The organism is Flavobacterium undicola, from assembly GCF_009909155.2.
GTDB lineage: Bacteria > Bacteroidota > Bacteroidia > Flavobacteriales > Flavobacteriaceae > Flavobacterium > Flavobacterium undicola.
This window is the reverse complement of the sequence record NZ_JAAAPM020000001.1, coordinates 152,008-175,574: the sequence shown is the minus strand read 5'-3', so window position 1 is coordinate 175,574 and position 23,567 is coordinate 152,008. Positions and strand designations below refer to the sequence as shown.

Sequence of the window (23,567 nt, the reverse complement as noted above, 5' to 3'; positions counted from 1 at the left end):
TAATTTGTCTATCTGTAAAGAGTAAAATGACCGACAAACTCTCTAGGATCTTTTACATCATTCAGTTTTAAAACATACCAATAATCACCACTAGGAAGTTCTTTTCCATCATACTTACCATCCCAATATTGCCCAAGACGATAGGTTGCTACTTTTCGTCCATATCTGTCAAAAATATCGAAAGTCAAATTAGTATAGTTTATAGTACATCCAGGAGCCCAGCCGTCTTCTATTCCATCTCCGTTTGGTGTAAAGTGATTTGGAATACAAACATCAATATATCCAAAATGTCTGGTAGCCGATGCCACACATCCATTAGCATCAGTAGCGGTAACGGTATAATCACCTGATTTATAAATTATAAAATTCGAAGTATTGCCATAGGATTCTCCATCAAGAGTGTATTGGTAATTTCCACCTCCACCAGCAGCCGTTGCCACAATTTCATTTAATCCACCATCATTTAAGACTAAAGTTAATGGATCAACTTGTACAATATTAAAATCGGAAGTTCTTTGTTCACATCCGTTAGTATGTCTGGTTGTAATATAATGTGTTCCCGGAACTAGATTAGTAAATATATTTTCAGGTTGATAAGCTCCTCCATCCAAAGAATAATCAACATCCGCCGGATTAGTGACACTGGCATCAATTGTTACTGTAACTGAATTTGCTGCAGCGTTGTTTACACAATCGTAATTAACGGTTGCCATTGGATTCATATATATCGATTCCGGTAATAAAACTGACCAGTCGGTGTTACAGCCAGCCGCATCACGAATATAGACTACGTGGTTTCCGCCTGTTAATCCTGTAAAATCAAAATCAGTTTGAGACAAAGCGCCAGTTGTATAAGTCCCATTAGGATTATCCAGGCTCACGCTATATGGAGCTGAACCACCTCTAATAGTGATACTAAATGCTCCGTCTTTATCCCCGGCACAAATTTCCGGAACTATGGAATTAGGAATTGTACTAGCCGTTAATAAATCTGGTTCAGTGATATCAAAATTAATTTTAATGAAACATCCTGTCTGGTCTTGGACAATTACATCGTAGTTTCCGGGTTTAAGGTTTTTAAAGGTATTTATGTCATCAAATTGATTCAAGTTTGGAGAAATAGCATATTGTATAATTCCAGTTCCGTTAGATGCATTAATTACGATTTCTCCATTTTTTGCTCCATTACAGCTTACATTTTTTAGAGTATGAGTTTCTGCTAATTGTAGCAAAGGTTCTTTTATTGTTATTATAGCCGATGTTTTCGAACAATCACCACTATCTACTTTTACCATATAATTCCCTGTAACAAGAGCTGTGAAATTCCCTGGACTCAATTGAGTTGGAGTAGGAGATATAGGATTTCCTGATCCATCCAGTAAACTGTAAATATAATTGCCTAAGCCACCTTGGGCTTCGGCAACAATAACTCCCGAGGCATCTCCTTTACAATTGATAACAGCATTAGTTAGGTCTAAATTAATAGTCAATACTGGTAACGGATCAATTGTAATGTCATTAGATAGATAACTTATACAGCTATTAGTGTCTCTCACATAATAATGATAAGTTCCTGCTGCAACCGGGAAAGTAACCGAAGGAGCAAATGATGCTGCACTGTATGTTACATTATCGGTGCTATAAAAATAAGGAGCTGTTCCTCCACTAGCTGTTAATGTAAGTTGGGTTTGATTCTGACATGTCTGAGTCGAAGCTACTACTAAATTTACCTTAATAACAGTAGGTTCTGCAATAACGATGTTAGCAGAAGTAAAACTACAATTGTAGCCGTCTTTTACTGTCACACTATAAGTTCCCGCTCCTAAACCACTAAATATTGGAGAAAGTTGTGGCCCTGAAGAAGAAGCTGTTGGGGAAATCATGTTTAGAGTATAAGAATAATTACTTCCTTGACCACCTGTTGGATTAGTTACTGTTATAATTGCATTTTTATCTCCAAAACAAGATAAAAGAGTTGTGTTTGGAGTTGCCGTTGCGATGATTGGAGTTGGTATAACTAATGTTACTGTTGTGGTGGCTACGCATCCTTTGCTGTCTTTTACATTTATGGTATAAGTTCCTGCTGTTAAATTATTAAAGAAGTTTTGCGAAGAGTAGGCCACAGTTACCGGTCCTGTCAATTCAAATTGATAAGCTCCCGGCCATCCGCCTGTAGCGGTTGCAGAGATAGAACCGTCATTATTTCCTGAAATACAGGTAATTGCTGTATGCGTTTCGGCAATAGTTAATGCTGCACTAGGTTGGCTAATGGTAAAGTTTTTACTCACAGTACAAAACGGACTATTAGTTAAAGTAGCGGTTATGGTATAAGTTCCTGCTGCCAAAGCATTAATCGTAAGAGGTCCGGCAGTAGTACTTGTGCCAGATGGAACCGGATTACCAAGTGTATCAACGATGGTATAACTAAACGCTCCTGCCTGATTCGGATTGGAAGCCGTAATTACTCTGTCGATTAAAGTTACATTGGCAGTTCCATTAGTTCCTCCAAAACAGCTCACATCTGTAACACTATTGATGATTAAGTCAAAAGTATTTGGATTATTCACATAATGCACATCTTGAATACTACATCCCGTTGCTGGATTCGTTACTGTTATGATATAATCTCCAATAGGTAATCCTGTGAAAATTCCGGTAGTGTTTGGCGTGAAAACAATTGTTCCAGAAACATCGACCAAAGTATATTGTAAACTCGCTGGTGTTCCTCCAATAGTAGTTGCCGAAACCGTAATATCTTCCGGATTCGTACAGGTAATGGCATTATTCACGGCAACATTAATTTTATCTAAAGCGATAAATGGCACTATTGAAATTGTTGCCGGTGCACTACCAATACAGCCTTTGCTGTCATATACGTTTACTGTATAGGTTCCTCCCAATAAGTTGGCTTCTGTGTAAACGTTATTGGTGCCAAACTGAACTACTGTTCCTCCTTTTATGAATTCATAATTATATATTCCCGAACCGCCAGTTACTCCAGTTACAGTAATCGTAGTGAAGTTCATTGCATTTGAACCTGAATTACAACCAAATTGCGCCACCGTTGGAGCCGGGACAGTTATAATGGCTGGTTCAATTACAGTAATGGTTTGAGTTGCCACACAACCTCTGGCCGAAGTTACCGTCACTGTATAATTTCCTGTTGTTAATCCGCTGAAGATATTAGATAGCTGAGCCGGTCTTATTGCAGTACCTGAAAGACTGTAGTTATAAACCGGATTGTCATTTACTCCTGGAGATGGTCTAGTGATGGTAGCGGTAATAACACCGTTGCTTCCGCCGTTACAGCTCACGTCTGTTTTTGAAAGAGCAAAACCAGTTATGGCAGTTGCCGCTCCTAAATTTACCGGAATTGACTTCGTACAAGTTGTTGTAATATCTCTAACAGTTACTGTATGTGATCCCGCTGAAATAGCAGTAAAGTTTGCCAAAGATTGAGGTGTACCAGCATCTAAGCTATATTCATAATTACCTGATCCTCCAGTAGCCGAGAGTGTTAATGTACCATCTCCATTGGCACAACTTGGTAGAGTTGTAATCATTGGTGATAAAGATAATGGTGCTAAAATTGGAACAGTTACGGCTGGATTTCCACAACCATTAACGTCTTTCACCTGAACCGTATGTGATCCAGAAGACAATCCTGTTATTGAAAACGGAGCCACTAAATTTTGATAAGCACCACCATCAATACTAAAACTATATGGTGCAATACCAGCTGTTGGAACTGTAACATCTATCGCAAATTGACCTTCTGCAATTCCGCACTGAGCATTCAATACTGCCGCAACAACTGGCGTTGGGTCTAATCCAATTGTGACTGGTATTGATTGTGGACAATCATTAGCATCTTTTACATAAATCACATAATTACCAGATTCTGCATTCAATGTATTGGTACTTGTCCAACCCGAACCTGTTACCAGTGGAGCGGTAGCGGTTGCCGGCAATATTTGATATAAATATGGAGCGGTTCCGCCTTGGGCATTAGCAACAATTTGGCCTGCATTCACATTACAGTTGTCATTAACCGTTGTAAACGACAATGATACTGCCGCACTTGGCGAACCAATAGTCACAACATTGGAAGTTTTAACACAGAATGGGCTTGCCGTTTCTGTCACAACTACCGTGTAATTTCCTGCCAATAATCCTGCGATCGGTTGTGGATTTGCTGTTGACGCATTTCCTGTGCCCGTTCCCACCGAAGCGCCCAAACTATTAAATACTTCATAGTTGTATGCTCCTCCATATCCTGTCACATTAATTGCAATGGCACCATTTGAATCTCCGAAACAAGTTACAGCTGTGGTAGCTGTTGCAACAACATCAATTGTGTTAAATGGCACAACTGTATATGCAGCGGTATCAAAATAACAACCTGTTGTCACATCATTCACCCTGAAATAATAATTACCCGGTGTCGTAACGGTAAATATGTTTGAAGGTTGAGCCGTGCCTCCTGGCAACATTTGGTAGGTAAAGTTTCCTGAGCCACCTGTCACATTTACGATTAATGATCCTGTATTATTACAATCAATAGCAGCATTTACTGATGCGCTTGCGGCTGTGATTTTTGGCAATGGTGTAATAGGTAATGTTCTTGTTGCGACACAACCATTAGCGTCCTTGATATAAATAGTTAAATTGTAAGGTGATCCAGTATCTATGATACTAAACGTATTTGTGGTAAAATAGTTTGTTCCATCTATACTGTAAGTGTAAGGAGTTGTTCCTGTTCCTGCAGTTTCATTTACTGTCACTGTAGCCGTATTTACAGAGTTGTTCGGCGCACATCCAAAAGCAGTCACCGATGACGATGCATCCACAAGTAACGCTAATGGTGTTCCCACTGTCTCTGATTGTGTCAAATTACAACCTTTACCAGAAGTAACTGTAATATCGTAGGTTCTTGCTGATAATCCTGTAAAAATGTTGCTTGACTGAGGGCCTACCACTAATGCAGGGCCTGAGGTTGCTGTCAAAGTATAAGTATACGTTGGATTATCATTTGTTGCCGGTAAAATAACTGTAATTGTTCCGTTGCTGTCGCCAAAACAACTTACATCAGTTGCTGTTGTGCTGAACGTTACTGGTGTTGGAGCGTCCAATACAACTGTTTTAGAAATCTGACAGGTAGTCACAGCATCCGTAACGGTAACAGTATAAGTATTAGCCGGTAAATTTGTAAATACATTTCCAACTAAAGTACCTGCTGGCGGACTTATTGCATAAGTATAAGTACTAGAACCTCCCGTTGCGTTTGCCGTAATTGCTCCAACATTTGATGGACAGCTTACTATAGTGCTCACAGTAGGCATTAATCCCAACGGAGCCAAAATTGGAACAGTTACGGCTGGATTTCCACAACCATTAACGTCTTTCACCTGAACCGTATGTGATCCAGAAGACAATCCTGTTATTGAAAACGGAGCCACTAAATTTTGATAAGCACCACCATCAATACTAAAACTATATGGTGCAATACCAGCTGTTGGAACTGTAACATCTATCGCAAATTGACCTTCTGCAATTCCGCACTGAGCATTCAATACTGCCGCAACAACTGGCGTTGGGTCTAATCCAATTGTGACTGGTATTGATTGTGGACAATCATTAGCATCTTTTACATAAATCACATAATTACCAGATTCTGCATTCAATGTATTGGTACTTGTCCAACCCGAACCTGTTACCAGTGGAGCGGTAGCGGTTGCCGGCAATATTTGATATAAATATGGAGCGGTTCCGCCTTGGGCATTAGCAACAATTTGGCCTGCATTCACATTACAGTTGTCATTAACCGTTGTAAACGACAATGATACTGCCGCACTTGGCGAACCAATAGTCACAACATTGGAAGTTTTAACACAGAATGGGCTTGCCGTTTCTGTCACAACTACCGTGTAATTTCCTGCCAATAATCCTGCGATCGGTTGTGGATTTGCTGTTGACGCATTTCCTGTGCCCGTTCCCACCGAAGCGCCCAAACTATTAAATACTTCATAGTTGTATGCTCCTCCATATCCTGTCACATTAATTGCAATGGCACCATTTGAATCTCCGAAACAAGTTACAGCTGTGGTAGCTGTTGCAACAACATCAATTGTGTTAAATGGCACAACTGTATATGCAGCGGTATCAAAATAACAACCTGTTGTCACATCATTCACCCTGAAATAATAATTACCCGGTGTCGTAACGGTAAATATGTTTGAAGGTTGAGCCGTGCCTCCTGGCAACATTTGGTAGGTAAAGTTTCCTGAGCCACCTGTCACATTTACGATTAATGATCCTGTATTATTACAATCAATAGCAGCATTTACTGATGCGCTTGCGGCTGTGATTTTTGGCAATGGTGTAATAGGTAATGTTCTTGTTGCGACACAACCATTAGCGTCCTTGATATAAATAGTTAAATTGTAAGGTGATCCAGTATCTATGATACTAAACGTATTTGTGGTAAAATAGTTTGTTCCATCTATACTGTAAGTGTAAGGAGTTGTTCCTGTTCCTGCAGTTTCATTTACTGTCACTGTAGCCGTATTTACAGAGTTGTTCGGCGCACATCCAAAAGCAGTCACCGATGACGATGCATCCACAAGTAACGCTAATGGTGTTCCCACTGTCTCTGATTGTGTCAAATTACAACCTTTACCAGAAGTAACTGTAATATCGTAGGTTCTTGCTGATAATCCTGTAAAAATGTTGCTTGACTGAGGGCCTACCACTAATGCAGGGCCTGAGGTTGCTGTCAAAGTATAAGTATACGTTGGATTATCATTTGTTGCCGGTAAAATAACTGTAATTGTTCCGTTGCTGTCGCCAAAACAACTTACATCAGTTGCTGTTGTGCTGAACGTTACTGGTGTTGGAGCGTCCAATACAACTGTTTTAGAAATCTGACAGGTAGTCACAGCATCCGTAACGGTAACAGTATAAGTATTAGCCGGTAAATTTGTAAATACATTTCCAACTAAAGTACCTGCTGGCGGACTTATTGCATAAGTATAAGTACTAGAACCTCCCGTTGCGTTTGCCGTAATTGCTCCAACATTTGATGGACAGCTTACTATAGTGCTCACAGTAGGCATTAATCCCAACGGAGCCAAAATTGGAACAGTTACGGCTGGATTTCCACAACCATTAACGTCTTTCACCTGAACCGTATGTGATCCAGAAGACAATCCTGTTATTGAAAACGGAGCCACTAAATTTTGATAAGCACCACCATCTATGCTATAGCTGTAAGGTGGAATACCTTGCCCGGCAGGTAGAGGTAACAAACTAACATCTATCACAAAATTTCCCTCGGTTGCTGTACATTGATTATTAAGAGCCGCTGCAACGGTTGGAGAAGAATCTAAACCAAGTATTATAGGTTTAGGAACAATACACCCATTAGCATCTTTCACATTAACAGTATAATTACCTGCAATTAATGTTGCAGGTGATGAAGCATTAGGAAAAGTAGAAAAGTTTGAATATGGAATATTTACAGGACCAACCAACTCATATTGATAAGGTAAAGTACCTCCTTGAGCAATTGCAGAAATTTGCCCAGTATGATTACAATTATCGTTCTTATCAACAGTCGCAGTCGCATCTAAAACGACCATAGATTCTGTTATAACAAATGTAGCCGAAGCCGATGTACAACCAACATTTGTACCATCTACTAGCTCCGTAAATTTAATATAATAGGTTCCTGGTGTCAAAGTTTTAAGAAGTGGATTTATTAGTGGAGTTTCACTTCTAGGAGCAGCAACTGATATATCACCTGTAATTCCCGTTACAGCATTGGTTTGATCATAAAAAATTTCATAATGAACATGTGTTCCTGTATAATTATCAACCGTAAAACTCACACTTCCAGTAGCCGTCCCTTTACAAGTAACTGGTTTCACACTATTAATTGTGCTTGTTAATGGTGTCAAAGGAGGAATTGCACCCGATGCTTTTTGGAAATAATAACATCCCGTATTAGGGTCGAATACAACAAAAGTGTAGATTACACCAGGTGTCAACCCTGTGAAAGTACGCTGCAGCGGAAATCCTGCGTCACCTAGGGCTAAATCAGTTGAATAAGGAACAACATTCATATCATAAATCCCAAATTGATAAGGCAATGGAGGTGCAGGTGGTGCTACCGATACAACAATTGTGGCTCCGCTGGCACAACTTAACACTGGTGTAGACAAATCTATAATTAAAGCACTTGGTGGTGCAAGTAAAGGTCGTGTTTGAGTAACAGAACAACCTTTTGAATCCGTCACCGTTATTTCATAAGTCCCAAAACTCAAATTTGGAAAAAGATAATCAGCACCTGTAGGTTCAGTCTGTGTTAAGGTAACACCTGTTACAGTATTTCTCACAACATAAGTAAAAGGGGCAACCCCATTTGTTACTCCAGTAACTTCAATTGAACCCGGAATTATTGCAGTACTACAAGACATATTTACAACAGTAGGAGTAAAAGTAATTAAGGCCGGTTCTGTAACTGTAACATTGGAAGTAAAAACACAATTTTTACTGTCTTTAACAGAATAAATATAAGTTCCCGCGGCCAAACCTCCGTAAGTGAAAACTGATGTAAATGCGCTTCCATTAAAACTAAAAGTATAAGGAGCAACCCCTAAACTAGGAGTAATAGTGACGCTTCCATTAGCAGACCCATTACAAGTAAGATTAGTTGGTGTTGCAGTTCCAGTAGGCATAACTAATGGGTTAATGGTAATTATTCCAGATGTTGCCGGACAACCACTCGCATCTGTCACTTGAAATCGGTAAGTTGTGGCAGCAACAAAACCTGCTGCTGGTATGGTATACGTAAATGTGGTTCCTACCACTGCAACTGGAGCGCTATAAGCTCCTCCATTGATCGAAACAGCATAATTAAATCCTGAATAACCTCCCGTAATAGTTCCTGTAATCACTGCATCCGGAGATGCAGTACAATCCAAGCCTTTGGTTAAAACAGTGTTGACTGTAAGCTGTGTAGTAATTGTCTGTGCTAAGGCAACTGATGTACAACCGTAAGCATCTTTAACCATAACTGAATAATTCCCAGGAATTAAGTTGGCAAAAGTATCGCTTAACTGATATGTCACACCATTATCAATACTGTACTGGTAAGGCGAAACACCCGATGAAGCCGTTACCACTATTGTAGCCTGGTTGGTTGCATCGTAACACAAATCAGATGCTACTGCAATGCTTGCTGTCGGCGGAACTGGCGTCGTTAATGAAAACGTATCTGTAGCCAAACAATTATTAGCATCGGTAGCACTAATCGTATAAATACCTAATTGAGATAAATTGCTAAACGTAGCACTCGATTGTGGCCCTACAGTTGTTAAATCTGGTTGAGTAAGAGTGTATGAATAACCTCCCCAACCGTCTGTAGCCATTATCACCACACTTCCATTAGTTCCACATTTAATAGGTGTAACTGTTTTATCTACTGCCAAAGCAGCTGATGGTGCATTTACCGTAACCGAGGTAGTGGCAGTACAATTGGTGTCGGTATTGGTTATGACTATTGCATAACCGCCCGCAGCCAATCCCGTAAGGTTAATTGGTGATGTTCCAACTCCCTGTGCAACTCCGTTTATTGTATAAGTGAAATTTGTGGCTCCCGAAACAGTAAATCGAACCACCCCCGTTGATGAACCCAAACATTGTACGTTACTTACCAATTGACCAACTACCGTCACCGCCGGTAAGGCATTGATAGTAAAATTTTCTTGATAGGTACATCCCTTATCATCTTTAACCTGAAATGTATAAGTCCCTGGTGCCAATCCATTAAATACGTTTGATCCCTGGTATGCCGTGGCCAATCCTGCCGGTGCAGTGATTTGGTATTGCAATGGAGCTGAGCCTCCTGTTGTTGATGTAATTGTAACATTTGAAGTATTCGCCGGACAACTCAATGCGGATGGATTGAATGTTAAATCCGTTGGAGGTGTCAAAGGCGCTATCGTTACCGATGGAGTAACAAAAGGACAATTGTTTACATCTTTAATAGTGATCGTGTAAGTGCCACTTGTCAATCCGGTAAATGTAGGCGAAGCCTGAAAAGTGATACCGTCAATGCTATAACTATATACTCCTGTTCCTCCTGAAACATTTTGGGCTTCAATAGTTCCATTTTGCAAACAAGTATAAGGCACTGTAACTACAGCAATCCCTGAAATTGTAACGGGTTGTGACAAAGTAACAGAACCATTAAAAGTACAGCCTTTACTGTCTGTAACTACATAAGGATATGCAACATTGGCCATTAATCCTGTATATAGAGTCGTACCGGATGAACCCAATCCATTAAAATTATAGCTATAAGGGCCAACTCCCCCTGATGGGGCTATTTGAACCGAACCATTGCTTCCTCCATTACACGTCGGATTTACATCCGTAGTCGTAGCCGATACAGGAACTAATGGGTTAATGGTAATTATTCCAGATGTTGCCGGACAACCACTCGCATCTGTCACTTGAAATCGGTAAGTTGTGGCAGCAACAAAACCTGCTGCTGGTATGGTATACGTAAATGTGGTTCCTACCACTGCAACTGGAGCGCTATAAGCTCCTCCATTGATCGAAACAGCATAATTAAATCCTGAATAACCTCCCGTAATAGTTCCTGTAATCACTGCATCCGGAGATGCAGTACAATCCAAGCCTTTGGTTAAAACAGTGTTGACTGTAAGCTGTGTAGTAATTGTCTGTGCTAAGGCAACTGATGTACAACCGTAAGCATCTTTAACCATAACTGAATAATTCCCAGGAATTAAGTTGGCAAAAGTATCGCTTAACTGATATGTCACACCATTATCAATACTGTACTGGTAAGGCGAAACACCCGATGAAGCCGTTACCACTATTGTAGCCTGGTTGGTTGCATCGTAACACAAATCAGATGCTACTGCAATGCTTGCTGTCGGCGGAACTGGCGTCGTTAATGAAAACGTATCTGTAGCCAAACAATTATTAGCATCGGTAGCACTAATCGTATAAATACCTAATTGAGATAAATTGCTAAACGTAGCACTCGATTGTGGCCCTACAGTTGTTAAATCTGGTTGAGTAAGAGTGTATGAATAACCTCCCCAACCGTCTGTAGCCATTATCACCACACTTCCATTAGTTCCACATTTAATAGGTGTAACTGTTTTATCTACTGCCAAAGCAGCTGATGGTGCATTTACCGTAACCGAGGTAGTGGCAGTACAATTGGTGTCGGTATTGGTTATGACTATTGCATAACCGCCCGCAGCCAATCCCGTAAGGTTAATTGGTGATGTTCCAACTCCCTGTGCAACTCCGTTTATTGTATAAGTGAAATTTGTGGCTCCCGAAACAGTAAATCGAACCACCCCCGTTGATGAACCCAAACATTGTACGTTACTTACCAATTGACCAACTACCGTCACCGCCGGTAAGGCATTGATAGTAAAATTTTCTTGATAGGTACATCCCTTATCATCTTTAACCTGAAATGTATAAGTCCCTGGTGCCAATCCATTAAATACGTTTGATCCCTGGTATGCCGTGGCCAATCCTGCCGGTGCAGTGATTTGGTATTGCAATGGAGCTGAGCCTCCTGTTGTTGATGTAATTGTAACATTTGAAGTATTCGCCGGACAACTCAATGCGGATGGATTGAATGTTAAATCCGTTGGAGGTGTCAAAGGCGCTATCGTTACCGATGGAGTAACAAAAGGACAATTGTTTACATCTTTAATAGTGATCGTGTAAGTGCCACTTGTCAATCCGGTAAATGTAGGCGAAGCCTGAAAAGTGATACCGTCAATGCTATAACTATATACTCCTGTTCCTCCTGAAACATTTTGGGCTTCAATAGTTCCATTTTGCAAACAAGTATAAGGCACTGTAACTACAGCATTCCCAGAAATTGTAACTGGTTGTGACAAAGTAACCGACCCATTAAAAGTACAACCTTTACTGTCTGTAACAACGTAAGGATATGCAACATTGGCCTGTAATCCTGTATATAAAGTCGTACCAGATGACCCCAATCCATTAAAATTATAGGTATAAGGGCCAACTCCGCCTGATGGGGCTATTTGAACCGAACCATTGCTTCCTCCATTACACGTCGGATTTACATCCGTAGTCGTAGCCGATACAGGTACTAAAGGATTTATCGTTGCTGTAGTTGTTGTAATACAACCTTTAGAATCAGTAATTTGAAATTGATAGCTGCTTGCAACGGCAGTAGTATAAGTAAAAGTAGTAGCAGTTGGATATGCAATTGTTCCGGGACCAGTTCCAGAAAGTACTGTTACCACAAACGGTGCATTTCCACCTGTTATTGTTCCAGTAATTAATGCATTTGGACTGGCAGTACAATCTAATTCTTTGATATTGGTGATTGCTGCTGTCAATTGAGGTGTAATGGTAACAGTAATGGCTGGAGCAGTACAACCAAAACTATCGGTTACTATAATGCTATGATTACCTACACTTATATTATTGAAGGTATTGCTATTTTGAGCAGGAGCTCCGTCTAAACTATACACATAAGGCGACGTTCCTCCGGAAACATTTACCACTAATGAAGCCTGATTTACAGTATCAAAACAGAGGTCTGAACTTGGATCCAGTGTAGCTGTTAGAGTTGGTGGAGTGACTACGGTTATTACAGGGGTGTCATCCGAACAATTGTTGGCATCATTGCCTCTAACAATATAGGTTCCCGGCGCAACATTGGTAAATATTCCTGTATTTTGAGACGGTTGAATATTAGTTGTTCCTGCTGCATTCCATAATTCATATCGGTAAGCCAGAGTCCCTCCAGTTGAACTGGCAGTAATAGTTGCCCCGGCAGTACAGCTTGCTAAACTGCTTACACTGGCAGTAGTCACTAATGCTGCAGGTGCCGTTAAAATTTGGGTAAACGATTTTACACAGCTTCCAGTCGACGTAACATCATAGCGTATTTTTACATTATAGGTTCCACTGGCTAAACCTGTAATGGTATAAGGCGAAGTCATTTGTGTAAACCAATTCACACCATTATCGATAGAATATTGAAAGCCTTTTGTGGTGTCAAAATTTTGAGCTGAGATAGTAATTTCACCATTATTGGTTCCGGCGCAAGTTATGTTTTTGGTTCCGGTAACAGCGGCCGTGAAAGCTTCGTCAGTAGGGATTATTACTGTAAAATTTTTGGTGGTCACACATGCTTTAGGCAGTTGATACACTTCAATATCATCAACAGCAAAGTCGATTCCGTTGACTTGGGCAACTTCCAATCGCAATACAAAATCCAGTGTAGTGTTATTTCCAGGATCTATCGTCTTGTCATATCGCACCCAGCCATCGGTTTTTGGTATACCACCTGTTGAGCTTGATGACAGCGGTGTACCTGAACTATTTTGTAATTCAACGGTTAAAGAAGCATTGGGTTGTGTATTACCTACTTTCAATAAATTGGTAGCATAAAATGTAACCTGAATAGGCTGATTGGGTATAATGTCATTAATTGTCTTTCTATAAAGAACCGCATTATTTGGAATGGCGATGCCTGCATCAACAGCCAAATACCTCCCTGTCGCACTTCCGCTGGTATGATCAATAGGATTGTGCCATCCACTATATATTCCGTTCTTAATAGTATTGGTAACCGTATATTCTCCGTTATTTAATGTTCCATTTTTGTCACAAGTCAAGAAATTTTGTTTCTCAAAGCAAAAAGCAGCATTAATTCCCGGTGAAGAAACTTCTAAACCGCTTCCAAAATCTTCCTTCAATAAATTGCTATACGTTGGTACCGTTAATAATTTATAAGAGACACTTACCGTATGGGATCCTGAAGGGACGTTGGTAAAAACATTAGATGGGACATTGGTATTTAAAGCACCGTCCAAAAGATATTCATAACTAAAGTTGGCTCCTCCGTTATTGGTTACCGTTACGGTACTCGTTGCAGTACCATCACAATTAAAAGCAGGCTGATCAACAGTAATAGTCGGTTCAACCGGTATAGGGTCTATAACAATATTCGGCATGGCGAAAATACATCCGTTAGCATCCTTGATGTAAACTGTATAGGTCCCAGAAGCTTTATAGGCTTCGTTAGCTGTTGTCCAAGTAGCTTGATTGTCAAAGCTATATTGATATGGGAGTGTTCCTCCTTGTGGATTGGTAATACGAATTTTACCTTCTCCGGAAGGGCCGCAACCTGCCAGTTCAGATACCCCTGCAGAAGCCGTCAGGGCAGTACTCGGTTGGGTTAGGGTAATTGTTTGAGCAGTGCTGAAACAATCTGTTCCTGATAGTGAGTATTTTACAATCGCATTATAAGTACCAGCAATTAGATTAGAAAATGTTGGGTTTGAAGAATAAGTTACGCCATTATCAATACTGTACGCCAAGGTATAACCGTTGGCATTCGTTACATTAAAATTAATTATTCCTGTGTTGTCATTGTAGCATTTAATATCGGTTTTAACAACATCAAAAGTTGGAGGAGAAATTCTGGTTACAGGGATAGAAACTCTTGTAGTACAGCCGTTAAAATCGTAAACATCTACAATATAGTTCCCTGCTGACGGTATGACAATTTGGGGTAAAGCTTCATAGTTGGCAGAACTGTTTATATAATAAACATAGGGAGGTGTTCCTCCCACAGGATAAACTGTTATTTCCCCATTCGTACAGGTTAAAGGTTTGGTTAATGTCACAGTGGCTGTCAATAGTGGGGTGTCAGGAACGGTTGCTTGAAAAGCTTGAATACAACCGTCCTCTGTAGAAACCTCAACATCGTAAACTCCGGGATTCAAATTAGCAAAGGTATAATCACTCGCTTGTATAGGCCCCACACTGTTGATTAATGTTCCGCTCTGGGATATTTTATAAAAATATTGAGGTTCTACATCATTCGCAGCCAATTTTAAACTTCCTTTTCCACCATTGCAAAGTGGTGATGTCGCAACCGTAGAAACGGTAAAATTTCTTTCCCGGATAAAAACATTTGGAACAGTAAACAAGCAGGGATTGCTGGTCACTCCCACTTGTCGAATATATACTGTGTATAAATTTTGAGTTAGGATATCAAAAACATTACTTGATTGAAAAGGACCCGTCGGACTCAAACTGTATTCGTAACCAGAAGGTACACCTCCTACCGTTATACGCCCGGGATTGTTACACACAATATCTTTCTTTGTAGCTGTCGGGGATAATAAATTTTGATATACATTAAAATAAAACCGATTAAAACAGCCTCCGGAATAATTTAATGTCATTCGATACTGACCTGCAGCTGTAGCAGTATAATTAGGGCCTGTGCCCACTTGTGTCCAAGTACAAGACGTATTTTCGTTGGCACAATTGGAATTTGAAACCGCAGCACAACTGGTTTCATTTAATTTTTCCCAAACAATAGTAGAACCATCGGACACATTGGTTTGTATAGCTCTGGTAGCATTGGCTCCACATAAGTAGATGAGCGGAAGCGATTTCCCATCATTGGGACAGGTCACCACATTATCGGCAAAAGGAATCACGGGATTAATGACTGTATTCCCAAAAGGTACAACGGTAATTTCTTCGACTATATTCAAGAAACAAGGAGGTGCTGCTGTATTATGCACGTAATATTTACCTAATTGTGTGGCCAAAAAGGTTTGACCTGTTCCAATTACCGGAAGGCCGGACGGATCTCTCGACCAGGAATAAGAAGCATAACCATTAGATGCAGTCAATAATACATTGTTTCCACACAATACCTGACTGTCTCCATAGGAACAACCCGAAACCCCTACAAGAAAATTAGTGGCGCTAGGTACAGTGTTAATATTACAAGTAGTATAAGAGGGCAAACTAGGATCGTCAGTAACCAATATTAGATTCTCTACCCCTCTATAAGTAGCAAAAGCCTGATTCTTAATCTCGTTAGAACAGGCACTGCTCAATTGGTTACAAGTTGGAACAACCTGTACTTTGAAACGTATTTCGTAGCGAGGGTCACCAATCTCAACCAATGTTTTATCTATTGAAAAAGTGATTGACCTGGTAGTTGCATCATAGGTTGATGTAACTCCGGGCGGCATGTAGGTAATGTCGGCAGGGTAATTGAAAATAATATTATTAGGAAGCACATCCCTTATAGTGAATTGGGTGGCAGGATCATTCCCTATGTTTTGAAAACCAATGACATAAAATAAATTTTGCCCTAAAACGACATTTGCAGAACTGGCATCATTTCCCTGGGCATCCTGTACCTGTTTGGTCAGTACTATTTCTGGTGCAATGATATCAACAGCAAAAGCACTAAAATACGCATAAACGGATCCCTTCTGACCTCCTGCCAACTGTACACTGATATTTGCCTCAGTATCACCATTATCAACAACATTTTTGGTAGTATTGGGAACATTAATAATACCCGAATCAAAACCTAAAGTATTTCCACTATTTGGAGTTCTGTCTGTAAAAGGCCCAGCCAAATTATCTATCGTACTGTTAAAGAAATGATTTGAAGGACGATTAGCTGTTGTAATTGCCTTATTATTTACTTCTAATTTCGTCCCTACTTCATCGACATCCCCTTCTAAGGCGGCAAAAGCATAGGCTAGATTTACGGGGCCTGAAAGTCTGGCACGAAAGCCCGATACTTTATATGTTAAACTATTTCCATTATCTACACCACAGAAACCATCAAAGGTTGTTATAGATTGAGACTGTTTTGTTGGGTCTTCATAGACGACAATTAAATTCCATCCAGCCGAAAGTCCTGTCGTACCATTCTTTCCAGTGGTTGCAAGAACATCCGCAACTGTATAGGTTCCCTGGGCATTGGTTAAAGACTGTAATAAAGATGTCACATCGGCATAACAACTGTAGGGGGTATTCTTATCCGTACCTAACGGTTGTAAAATAGCATCATACACAACTTCTCCGGTAATATTTTGATACGAACCACCTGGCAATTTCAACTTTATTTTATTAATGTCTGTCCTATTGGCACTTTGTAAAGTAGCTGCCCAATACAAACCTGCATAGGCAATTCTGTAACAACTGGGGTTTGGAATTATCAAATTGGCACTACTGGACGAAAATGTATTAGGATCACTATCTATATCAATAAATTTCATATCAATGTTTTCGTTATAGGACGACGATCCAGAAACAACATTGTAGTTATTATTATCCTTTCCTAAAATAGCATTTCCTAACATTACCATACTCCCCTTTACATCTCCGTCAAATCTAGGTTTGAATGGTTTTAAAGTTTGGGAATAAGCCATAAAATAAAAAAACAGTGATAAAATAGTAAAAACCGTTTTAAAAAATTTAGGCGTTCTGATTGCACATGGCAATTTTTCTCTATTTACTTTGTTATTACCTTTGGTGAATTTCAATCTAAAGAAAACTTCAAACCAATTAAAAATAGGAATGTTATTAACTAAAAATGTTCTAACAATTAGTAGGTGGTTTTTTAATTTCATTGGGGGTAAAAAATTATTATTTCAGAAATAGGGCTGAAGATACTTTTTGTTTAAATAGACTTTCGGGGCAGAAAGGCTATTTAAATCACTTAAAAAGTATTTTGCTTTTTAAGTTCAAGGGTCTATTATTTTATATCTCATTATTCTTTCTATCTATTTTTTCTTTTTGATTAATTTTCAACTTTAACGATAACCATTTTTCCATTATAAGGTGTACTTCCTTTAGCTTCCAAAGCTTTTTTAGCTTCTTCGATGGAATTAAATTTAGTATAGTAAATAAAATATTTGCTGGTATTGACATCATAAAAGAAGTCAATATTTTTTTGTCCTGTAGAGATTGTTTTTTTCAAAAAATCGTCTCTTTTGGATAGATCATTATGTACTGCAATTGTTAGATAATAACCCGTTTCAGTGTTTTTAATATTTTTTAAAATTTGCATATTGGATTGTTCATCTCCAAAATCAAAATCTTCCGGTTTCAAATTGTTTTTCGCAAGAGGCGTTGTTTCTTTTAAGCGTTTTAATGTTTCAACATCTTTTAAGTAACGTGTTTCATCATTTTCAAATGACGCTTTTTTAATTCTTCTTTTTTTCTCAATCTCTGTCTCTTTTTTGATTTCTTCCAGTGATGTGAGCAATTGAGTATTTGTTTGTATTAATTTTGTTTGGTCATTTTTCAATGATTCGATTGATTGTAAATAGTGCTGACTAGTTTCATCCGTTTTATTATGGCCTTTTTTCAGTCTTTCTTTATATAAGTTTTCTAATTCAGCTATTTTTTCTTTTTGGGTTTTAACCAATTGATCTATTTCTGAATTCAGAGAAAATAAGGCATTGTTTTCGGCAGATACACTTTTGAAAGGTTTTGGTTGTGTGAAAATCCCTTTTTCGCTTAAATCATTTTCTTCTTTTAAATCTCTAAGGTCTTTTTCTTTATTAGATACTGTTCCATCAAGTTTTTTCAACAACTCTAGTTGTTTGTTTTTGAACTCTTTGATTAGATTGATTAAGTTTTCCATTGATTTAGCGAGTTCGTCATTTGGTGCGATAGCACTTTTTGCTTGAGCTATAGAATCCGCTTTCGCTTTTGCGTCAGCTTCTGCCTTTAATTTAGCTTCTGCAAATAGTTTTAATTGAGCTGCATCTGCATCTGTTTTTGCCTTTGCGTCTGCATCCGCTTTTAATTTGGCATCTGCTAATAGTTTAGCTTGTGCTGCATCCGCTTTTGCCTTGGCGTCAGCATCCAATTTTAATTTAGCATCCGCCAATAGTTTTGCTTGGACTGCTGCATCCGCTTTCGCTTTCGTGTCAGCATCCGCTTTTAATTTAGCATCTGCTTTTAATTTGGCATCCGCTAATAGTTTTGCCTGAGCTGCTGCATCAGCTTTGGCTTTAGCGTCAGCATCCGCTTTTAATTTCGCATCTGCTAATAGTTTTGCTTGGACTGCTGCATCAGTTTTGGCTTTAGCGTCAGCATCCGCTTTTAATTTGGCATCTGCTAATAGTTTAGCTTGTGCTGCTGCATCAGCTTTGGCTTTAGCGTTAACATCCGCTTTTAATTTTGCATCCGCCAATAGTTTTGCTTGTGCTGCATCTGCTTTTGCTTTAGCATCAGCATCCGTTTTTATTTTTGCATTTGCCAATAGTTTTGCTTGGGCTGCTGCATCTGTTTTTATTTTTGTTTCAGTAGTTGATGCTGGTTTTGTATTCTCTTTTGGAACATTAATTTTGTTTTTGGCATCTAATTTGGACTGAACCATAGCTTCTCTTTTTGCTTTGGCATCAGCTACTAATTTGGCTCTGTCTGCAATAATTTTTGCTCTAGTATCGGCAATTTGTTTTGCTTTTTGTTCTGTTTTTAGCTGGATGTCTGAAATCAATTTTGCATTTGCATCTGCAGCCTTTTTCGTTTTCTCATCTGAGGCTAATTTCGCTTTTTCTTTCTCATTTGCTATTAGTTTAGCTTGTACTTCCGCTTTAGTATTTTGGATTGGAGTAGTAGCTTTGTTTTGAGTTGGAGTGCTTGGTTTATTTTGAACCATAGCTTCTCTTTTTGCTTTGGCATCTGCAGCTAATTTAGCTCTGTCTGCAATAGCCTTATTTTTAGCATCAGCAATTTGTTTTGCTTTTTCGTCTGCTTTTATTTTGGCATCGGCCATTAATTTTGTTCTGGCATCGTTAGCTATTTTCGCCTTATCAATTGTTTCTGCGTTAGTTGTCTTAGGCTTAGAAGGCACATATTTTTTGGTCGCTTTAGGAGTAATAAGTGCTCCTTGATTATCGTCATCATCATGATAATAATTATTGCTTTTGAATCTATACGCGAATGTAATTTCATGAGAAGATCCAAAATTTGATAAATTACCCATGGATTTTTCAAAATTATATTCTATTGAAATATTAGGTGTTAGGTTTAATCCTAAACCTGCTGAAGCGCCATATAGTGTATTATAACCTGCCTGAGCCCATACTCCATTAGAAGTATTGAACATCATTAGGCCTGATATAACGGTTTTTTCTTTTTTAAGTTCAGTTTTCAATAAAGCAGAAAATTTACTTTTGTCAAAAAAACCATAAGTATCCAGATAACCAGTATACATCGCGTGTAACTCGATGCTTCTTTCAGGGTTGTCCCGAATTATTTCGGAAGTTTTAATGTTATAAAGAATCAAATTATTTACTGATACCCCAAAATCAAGAAATGCATTTCCGTAATTGATACCGGGATTTATGGTAGCTAAAAATCCAGAAGGGATATTGTCTAATGAAGGGTCTGGATAGTTTGTTATTACTTTTCTATTGTTCAATCCGCTTTTATATAGTCCAAGATTTAAACCAAATGTTAAATTACTGTCTGTATCTAAAACTACATTATGGGCAAAATTTGTAAGCGCACCAAAGGTGGTAAAGACTCCATAATTTTGTTGAAATACTCCAATACCCACCCCTTCATTTTCTCTAAATCGACCTGAATAACCAACTAAATAGGTTTGTGGTGCATCGTCAAATTGAACCCATTGTCTTTTGTTGTATAAACTGATGTATGAGCCTTGTTCTCTGACGAAACTAAATGTTGGGTTTATTAAATATCGATTGAATTTTAAGGAATTTCGAATAGGCATTGTAAAGGCAACGACTCCATCTTCTTGAGCATAGAATAGCTGGGTAGTACATAAAAATAAGGATATAAATAGTAAAATTCTTTTCATTTATTTTATTTTACTACAGTTATAGACCCTTTTTTCGCTTCTCCGTTTTTCGGATTGATGATGTAATAATATACTGGATTAATGTTTTTAAAAGTTAATAGGTTGTCTGGCCAGTTGTTGAGGTAATTATTTGTTTTAAATACTAATTCTCCAATAGAACTCATCAATATTATTTCGGTATCTGTACCACCAGTATATTTTTGTGGAATTACCCAGGTATCATTGATTCCATCTCCATTGGGACTGATTAAATTAGGTATTGTAACTGCATTGCTGTCAATAAAACTATTTATGGTAAAAAGCATTTCGTTAAATGAAATACAACCCGAATTTTGGGAAATAATAACTTTATAATTTCCTGTTTCGTTTATGTTTAAATTAGCTGCAGTGGCTCCAGTTATTGCAACGTCATCTAAATACCATCTATAGGATGGATTTAAAGCATCTGTTGTTGCTATAACATTTTTTGTTTCTCCTTCACTTAATATATAGGTATCTGAAATGTTTAGAGAACTAGTGAATTTTATTTTTTGCAAATTGATTGTTGCTGTAGAGATACAACTTCCAAAGTCAACATTAACAGAGTATAAGCCTTCCTCATTTGTTGTGTAGGTATTGCTGTTTGCTCCAGATATTAAAACATTGTTTTTATACCATTTATAACTGTTCGCTGTTTGAGTGGTAAGTGTTGTAGCATTTCCATTAGAACAAAAAGGGTTTCCAAGACTTGAGGTTATTGAAGCAGATTGACCTGAAGTTTCTGAAACGGTTACTCTATTAGAATAAGAATTTGAGGTACAAGTACCATAATTTGTTTCAACATAATAGATTCCTGGTTGATTAACAGTTAAACTCGAAGTTGTGGCAATAGGAGTTAAACCTGGTTCTTTATACCAATTAAAGGTTAAAGAAGAGTATTTTAGTGGAGAATCATTTGTTCCCGTTCCTGGATTATCAATTTTTAAGATGTAATTTCCTCCTGGACAATAGCTAGCTGAAGAAACAAAATTGTTGATAGAAAATGGGGAGTCTTGAATTTTATAATAGGCAGCAAAAGAAACTGAAACTGGACTTGTTGTCGCTGGACTTGTACTTCTGATTCTGATTTTATATTGTTCCCCAGCTATGGTTGATGGAACAGAAAAATTTAAAGTTGCAGGGGATGTGGTTATTGCACCTTGATTAGAAGTAACAAGAGTAGTGGGAGTTGTGAAGTTTCCACTAGCATCAGATAATTCTGCTATGAATTGATTAGAGGAATTTATGCCTGAAACGGGTGAAAAAGTAAAAGTTACATTAAAAGTATTGAATGAAGGATTTGCGCAAATTTGACTAAAACCGAGATTAGGAGTTCCTATGCTAATTTGAGCATAAGTAGTTGTTGCTAAAAATAGAGCAAAAAAGAAAAACCAATTTGAGTATTTTTTTACAATTCTAATCATTTCTAAAATGACCTTTGTTTGGCATAATTAATTTATAATGTGGAGAGATTTTTTAAATCAAAATGCTCAAATAAATGGTTTAATCCAAGCTTGAAGCAATGATTTTTCCGATTCGTAATCTAAAATCAGGTCTTTTCTCGTTTAGAAGATCTATAAAAGTTTCTTTATTGTCGCTTTTTGCATAAACATTAGAAAAAATGCTGTTTCCATACCAATTTTCTAAGTCTTCATTGTTTGTATTAAATTCGGTAAAAATGTTTCCATTGCAAAAATTAAAATACATCTGTTCAAACTTTATTTTTTTCAAATTTGCATCATTTATTTCTATTTTATTGTTTATCAAAACAGCTGGATTAAAGCCTGAAACAACAGTCCTTTTGCATTCTAAAGTAGTGTTTTCGCCAACATAAATAGCTTCTTTGATTAAGCCTGAACTAATGTCTAAATTAATATTCTCGCTATTGTTGATTAAAGTTAAATTAGTAGCGATTACACGAGTTTGTTTTTTTGAAAAATCCACTTCTTCTTTTTTAGTATAAGATGAAATGTCTAGACATCTGGAGCCAAATTTACTAGACAAAAATGAAGAACGAATAGCCAATGAGTTCGTTATTTGGCATTGGGTTCCATAATTAAATTTAAAATCATCATTTCCTGATTTGAACGAAACCATTTTACTTAGATTCAGTTCTCCACCATATATTTCAAATGAATCTCCACCAGAATGGCTTATCATAATGTTTTCTAAAACAGTTTTGTTTCCCACTCCTGCTAATAGTAAAGAATTGAAATTTTCACCTCCTTTTACTTTTCCTCCGGCAAATTCGATTCTTACAAAACGCAAAATCCCTGAATTGCTTTCGACGTTTGCTCCACCATAAGAAGTCATTACAGGATTTAAATCATAATTTACAGAAGAAACACTTCCAAATTTATTTATTGGAGCATCACCTAAAATAATTATTCCACCCCAATCACCTGATTTTTTTAGTCCTTTGTTAGAAGTAAAAACAATTGGATCAGTTTCTAAACCATCGGCTATTAGTGTAGCGCCTTTGGTAACAATAAGAGCCGCTTTAGATTCAGAATCACAAAGGATTACAGTCCCCGGTTCTATGGTTAAAGTTGCATTATTTATAACATAAACAGCCCCTTGTATGATGTAAATGTTTTTCTTGAATAATGTTGTGTTTGAAGAAATATTTCCAGCCAATATTTGATTTGGCTCTCCATAATCTACTTTGTTAGGCTTAAATTCTGTCCAGTTTTTTAACCAATTATTTGATCCTGTTATTCCTTTTTCTTGCTGTGCACTTACACCAAAAATTACCAAAAGAAACATTCCTATAATTTGAGTTAAGTTTTTCATGAGATAAAAGATAAAATTGTTAATAGTATAGAATCAAAAGAGGTAA

At 38.0% G+C, this 23,567-nt stretch carries 4 protein-coding genes; all 4 read right to left on the bottom strand.

All coding sequences use genetic code 11. From position 1 onward, the window contains the following. Nucleotides 1-8: 8 nt before the first annotated feature. The 4 genes from GTZ96_RS00580 to GTZ96_RS00565 all read right to left on the bottom strand — a co-directional run bounded on the left by GTZ96_RS00580 (nt 9) and on the right by GTZ96_RS00565 (nt 23,521). A complete protein-coding gene (locus tag GTZ96_RS00580) occupies nt 9-17,501 on the bottom strand; it encodes a T9SS type B sorting domain-containing protein (RefSeq protein ID WP_161640433.1) in 17,493 nt (5,830 codons plus the stop codon). 170 nt (nt 17,502-17,671) lie between these two features. Then, nucleotides 17,672-20,710, bottom strand: coding sequence for a PorP/SprF family type IX secretion system membrane protein (locus GTZ96_RS00575; RefSeq protein ID WP_161640432.1), 3,039 nt, complete (start codon nt 20,708-20,710; stop codon nt 17,672-17,674). 5 nt (nt 20,711-20,715) lie between these two features. Further along, nucleotides 20,716-22,152 (bottom strand): T9SS type B sorting domain-containing protein, encoded by a 1,437-nt coding sequence (locus tag GTZ96_RS00570; RefSeq protein ID WP_161640431.1) that lies wholly within the window; start codon nt 22,150-22,152, stop codon nt 20,716-20,718. A gap of 79 nt (nt 22,153-22,231) precedes the next feature. Further along, nucleotides 22,232-23,521 carry a hypothetical protein gene (locus GTZ96_RS00565; RefSeq protein WP_161640430.1) on the bottom strand — a complete coding sequence of 430 codons (1,290 nt, stop codon included), beginning with the start codon at nt 23,519-23,521 and terminating at the stop codon, nt 22,232-22,234. Nucleotides 23,522-23,567: the final 46 nt, after the last annotated feature.